The 5,316-nt window shown below is 28.7% G+C and carries 3 protein-coding genes; all 3 read right to left on the reverse strand.

Annotated features, from left to right (window positions below; translation table 11 throughout):
- Positions 1 to 224 precede the first annotated feature (224 nt).
- Genes B2W91_RS04090 through B2W91_RS04100 form a run of 3 tightly spaced genes read right to left on the reverse strand, consistent with a single transcriptional unit; the run spans position 225 to position 5,119 of the window.
- The gene (locus B2W91_RS04090) at positions 225 to 2,879 is read right to left on the reverse strand and encodes an acyl-CoA reductase (protein WP_291579007.1); all 2,655 of its coding nucleotides are present in this window, start codon (positions 2,877 to 2,879) and stop codon (positions 225 to 227) included.
- Between the two features lie 27 nt (positions 2,880 to 2,906).
- The gene (locus B2W91_RS04095) at positions 2,907 to 4,025 is read right to left on the reverse strand and encodes an acyl-protein synthetase LuxE (RefSeq protein WP_291579008.1); all 1,119 of its coding nucleotides are present in this window, start codon (positions 4,023 to 4,025) and stop codon (positions 2,907 to 2,909) included.
- On the reverse strand, positions 4,022 to 5,119 hold the full coding sequence (locus B2W91_RS04100) for a GNAT family N-acetyltransferase (RefSeq protein ID WP_291579009.1): 1,098 nt from the start codon (positions 5,117 to 5,119) through the stop codon (positions 4,022 to 4,024). The genes B2W91_RS04095 and B2W91_RS04100 overlap by 4 nt, the downstream gene beginning before the upstream one ends.
- Between the last annotated feature and the right edge of the window lie 197 nt (positions 5,120 to 5,316).

Here is a 5,316-nt window from a genome sequence, read left to right on the forward strand (position 1 = left end):
TGTAGGGGCGAACATTGTTCGCAAGTTCTTTTAGTATTACTTAATTTTATCACCATAGTTACATGAATATGATTGGGCATAATAATATATTTATCAAATTGGTATTACAATAATATTTAAAAATATTTTTTATTGAAATATCAACTATCTGCCCAATATATGATACTAAAAACTGATTTAGCTTTTCTGGAGAACACTGTTCNNTGTGCATTGTGCACTGTGAATTATATACTAACTCTTCTATCCACTATTCTTCTTATCTTCCCTGTACGTCCCACTCTTTCTATCCCAAAGGGCGGTAATAGTTCAACTTTTAAATCTTTAATTAAATTCTTTTCATAATCTATTCCTAAGCTTCTAATATTACTTTTTAAAGAAGTTACTATTTTATCTTTTAATATATCTCCTTTTAAAACCATATCTTTATCCTTTGTTTCTATTTTAAATGTTACATTTCTCATTTCATCTACATTATCAACTACTACTTGGAAGAAAGGTGATATTTCACTAATGTTCTTTAATGCTTTATGCACATCATTTATATATATATCTGATACATTAAATCTTATAAGATCATCAGTTCTTGACAATAGTTTAAATTTCTTTGAAGTTCTGCCGCAGGAGCATGGTTCATCAATCCACTGAATACTATCTCCAAGTCTATATCTTATTATAGGATTAAGATATCTACTTAAGGTTGTTACAATTGCATCTCCATTTTCATCTTTTTCTACATAACACCATTCATCCATAACATGATGCTCAGTTCCCTTGCAGCATTCACACTGAAATCCTATTGGTCCAATTTCTACTGCTGCATATCCAAAAGATGCTATCTTCTTTGCACCAAATATTTTTTTCACATATTCTTGTGCTTTTGGGGACATATGCTCCCCTGCATAAAATATTTTTTCTAATTTAACATCCTCATTTAATTTTTCTACTTCTTGAGCTAAAAGTACGATATTTCCTGGAAGACTTATAAGTACATTAGGCTTAAATTTTTTTAGATATTCTATAGTTTCCTTCTCAGGTTGGTTAGCTGTTAAAGATAGTATTTTACAACCAGTTTCCTCTAACCCCTCATTTACTGCTGGGAAAGCAGTCCAAAGGGCACCAGCTTTCATGTAATTAACTGCAAAATCATTTTCATTTATCCCAACAGCTCTAAAACCCTCTCCAAACACTTTTTTCGATTCCTCAAATTCCTTACTAGAATAAGCTACATATTTCATTTTACCTGTAGTTCCCCCAGCTGAAAAAACATAAGAACTTTCCATATTTCCTGTAATCATATCCATACTTTTATCTACACTATTTTCGTAAATATGTTTCTTTTCGAGTATAGGAAGGTTTCTAAAATCCTGTAAACTTTTTAGTGGTAGAGATATATCTTTATAAAATTCTTTGTAAAATGGTGATTTTATAGCATCGTTAATAAGAGAATTTAACCTCCAAAGTAACATATTTTCTTTTTTATGCTCCTCAACATATTCAAGTCCTAAATCATCTATATCAATATTTTCTTTATTTATAAATCTCACAAGTAAATTAGTAATATGAATTCCATCATGAGGTAAAGAATCATCCTCACTTTTACTCATAGATCCTGGTTTGCAAAACCTCATTATTCCAAAATCAATAAAATCTTCAATTATATTCTGTACTCCACCATTACATGCTATAGCTAATGTAGACATATAGTATTTTAAAAGTTGTATGTTTCCATCTAAAATATCCTTATAACTATTAACTACATTAACATATATAGTTCTGTTCAACGGCGAGTCGACAATATTATTTTTCTCTTCCATAATTATAGTATGATTTGCATTTTTACCTTCAAGCACCAATGCCCTATTGTTAAACTCTTCCCACTTTGCAAGTTCCCTTTTCTTTCTTATCTCAACAGCAGAATCTATATCCAATTGATTTTGAGGAAATTCTTCTCCTTTTTCTTCTAAAGCCTCATATAAATATTGAATAAAATTTTTAACATTATCGCCGTCACCGTTTTCTATAAATATATTTTGACAGCTTGTACATGCTCTTTGCTCCCAAAAAACTATATCATCAGCGAAACCTCTTGCAGCTTCTCTTAATTCATCATTATTTAAACCTTCACATATAATGCCAAAGCTTATTTTGGGGCCAAATGAATAAAGCTGAGTATTAACAGATAGACCATTCTTATAATTTTTTACTGCTTCTTCTCCACCAAATAAAAGTATGGCATCAAAACTATTTTTAGCAATCTTATCTAAAGCTTTATTACTACTTTTCCAATAAGTAATAGTTATATATGGAGTAATTGTTTTATCTATATCTACTTCTTCTAATGCTCTATAAAATAGCGTCGGAAATAAAAAATCTTGGCTAGAAACTTTTAATATATTTATATTTTTCGTTATTATTCCCATAATTAGTGAATCTATTGAACCTAAAAATATGTTTCCTGCTGCTATATGAAGAACTGAACCAATTGGAACTGCTCTAGTTGTCTTAGAGTATCTATCCTTTGTAAAGGTGTCTAAACAATGATAATCTCCAAGACTTTTTAGTCTTAATTTCAAGGAATTTATACTTAACATTTCTTTAAGAGCATACATACCCATATCAACCATTGAAGAAGAATAACTAATTAACTCAGGCATTTTTTCCATTATTTCTTTATAATACTCTCCATCTTTATCACATAGTTTGTATGCAGTTTTCTCTAAAATATAAAGTATTTTATCTATAGGTATATTATTAAACTCCTTAGATTTTTTCCTTAAAAAAGCTGAATCAAAATATTTATTTGCCTTTTCTTCTGTTAATTCTCCACTTATTTCTAACTGTTCTCCAAAACATATATGTTTAAAATCTTCTAATCTCATACTCGTACCCCCATGCAATTTGATCACTTAGTTATTTAATATTTCCTGTGCTGCAATGGCACATCCTTTATGCTTACTTATTCCACCTCGTCGTATTTTTTCAATATAATCTCCCTTTATTCCACAAGGACAATCCTTTTTAATTACAACTAAATCTGTTGATAACACTGAAAGATTAGGTTGTGCTGTATTATAAGGAGTTATAAGTTGCAGAAGTCCTTCTTCTCCATATGCTTTTTTCTTAAAAGTTATAGGATCTCTCGCAATTATTCTACTGTAAATAGGTCCATGTAAATGTCCTTCACTACAAGAGCAATAAGGGACTCCATGTTCTGCCATACCATAAGTATCTCTTATATTTTCACGTTTAAGTCCAATATTCTCTTCTATATAGTCCATGAAATCATTTAGTGACATACTTTTTCCTAAATGATTCTTCCAGCCACCTCCAGCTATTATAAAAGAATCTTTATGAACTTCGATTTTTCCATAGCTTTCTTTAATTTCCTCCACCATTTTATACATAAATGCTGGGAATCCTAATAATCTTACAGGTGCTTCATTACTTAATTCTTTAAAGATTTTAGCCCATTTTTTGCTATCAAAAACAAATTCATTTTTATCTTCATCCCATTCAATCATCCAATTAACGGATAATGCAGGTGCAAGGCTTAAAATTTGTTCATCACTCCAGCTTGTACCAACGTTTTCTGCCTTTTTTATATCATAGGAAAATAGGAAATAATGTACTGGGGTATTGCTCTTAAAACCTATAGAATTGAAAGTATTTTCTGCTAGACTTTGAAGTCTTATAAATGAGTTTTTATCGAGGAATAACTGAGTTTTTTGACCATTAGTTCCTGAGCTTGTTAAAATAAGTTCTAAATCACTTTCTTTAAAATTGCAAAAACCATTTATTTTCATGGTTCCGACAAATAAATTAGGAATATTATATATATTTTCTATTGTATTTAAACTATTAATATCAAAATTTTCTCTTTCAGCTAAGTATTTAACATATGGTTGATTATCAAGCTGAAACTTATAATTTTCACTCATAGCTTTTATAAACAATTCTTCTGTTTCCCTTGAAAAGTTAAAAGCATCTTCCCTATTACAAAGCATATCTATATTATTGAATCTCATATACTAATCCTCCTATTTCCATTACAAGCAATATCCTGTTCTTTTACATGGTCAATTAAAATATTTCCCATAATAGAATTTGCATGTATGTTTTCGTAATTAATGTCATCATTAATATATTGAAGTATTACTTCATCTTCATCGCCATTTCCAGGCATAATACCTGCAAAGAAAAATCCAATTTCCTCCATCTGGTTCCATATATATATACTGCTTTTATTACAAAGCTTTAATCTTAAAAATACTGCCTTTTTCCTTTCAAAATATAATTTATTAAATTGATTTAGCATTTTAGTCATTCCATCTTTAGCAAATTTGTTGACATATATTGTTCCTGTGTCATAATCATCTACAATAGTTTCTATAGAAGTTAGCTTTGAAAAAATTTCATTATCATCCTCTAATTCTTTAAAGACTATTTTTACTCCCAAATTCTCATATATCTCATTAATAATTTTCTTATATTTCTCTGGTGCATAAATATATTTTTTATGCTGTTTTTTTAAATATTTATATTGTATTATAAGACTTTCTCTTTTTTCACTTTTATCATATATATCTTTAAATTTTAAAGTTGTAATTCTTGATAGAAGTAAAGCACAATCTTTAAACCCATTACTTTCTGCTGATTTTTGAGAATATATATGGCTTGTTACTGCATGTACATATATTCCTACATCCCCTCTTTTTTCACTTTCCTCTATTGCAAATCTCGTTAAGTCTGTAAGACATCCTCTTCCTCTAAACTCTGGATCAACAAAAGCATGTGAAATTTCACATATGTTAGATTTTTGAAAGTATTCTAGAGCTACGTGCCCAATTACCTTATTTGTTTCATCTAAAGCTATATAAGATATTATCTTTTCTTCATAATTTAATTTATTTATCATGGTTTTATCATAAATATATTTGTGTATATAAGAATTTCCATAAGTTCTATAAGCACAATTTACTATTCCTTCAGCTTCATCATCTAACCTTTTTATTATTATCTTACTTTTTTCATCAAGTGTTTTTCTTGAATTAATCTCTGAATTGAAATCAAGTTTATCTTTCACTTTTCCAGTTATTAATACCATAAAATTTTTTAGCAAACTATCACCTCTCAAATCACATATTATTTTTCTCTAATTTTATACCCTTTTTATACCACAACAACCATTTCATATTATAATTGCTTAATTTTTCTTTTGCAACTTTTCCATTCTTTTATTTTCCTTTAAGAATGTTTCCTTTCAATTTTTTGCATATTTATAATAAAAATGACCCACTATAGGGATACAATGTGAAA

This window comes from Clostridium sp. UBA6640 (assembly GCF_002455975.1).
In the GTDB taxonomy this organism is placed as follows: Bacteria; Bacillota; Clostridia; order Clostridiales; family Clostridiaceae; genus Clostridium_J.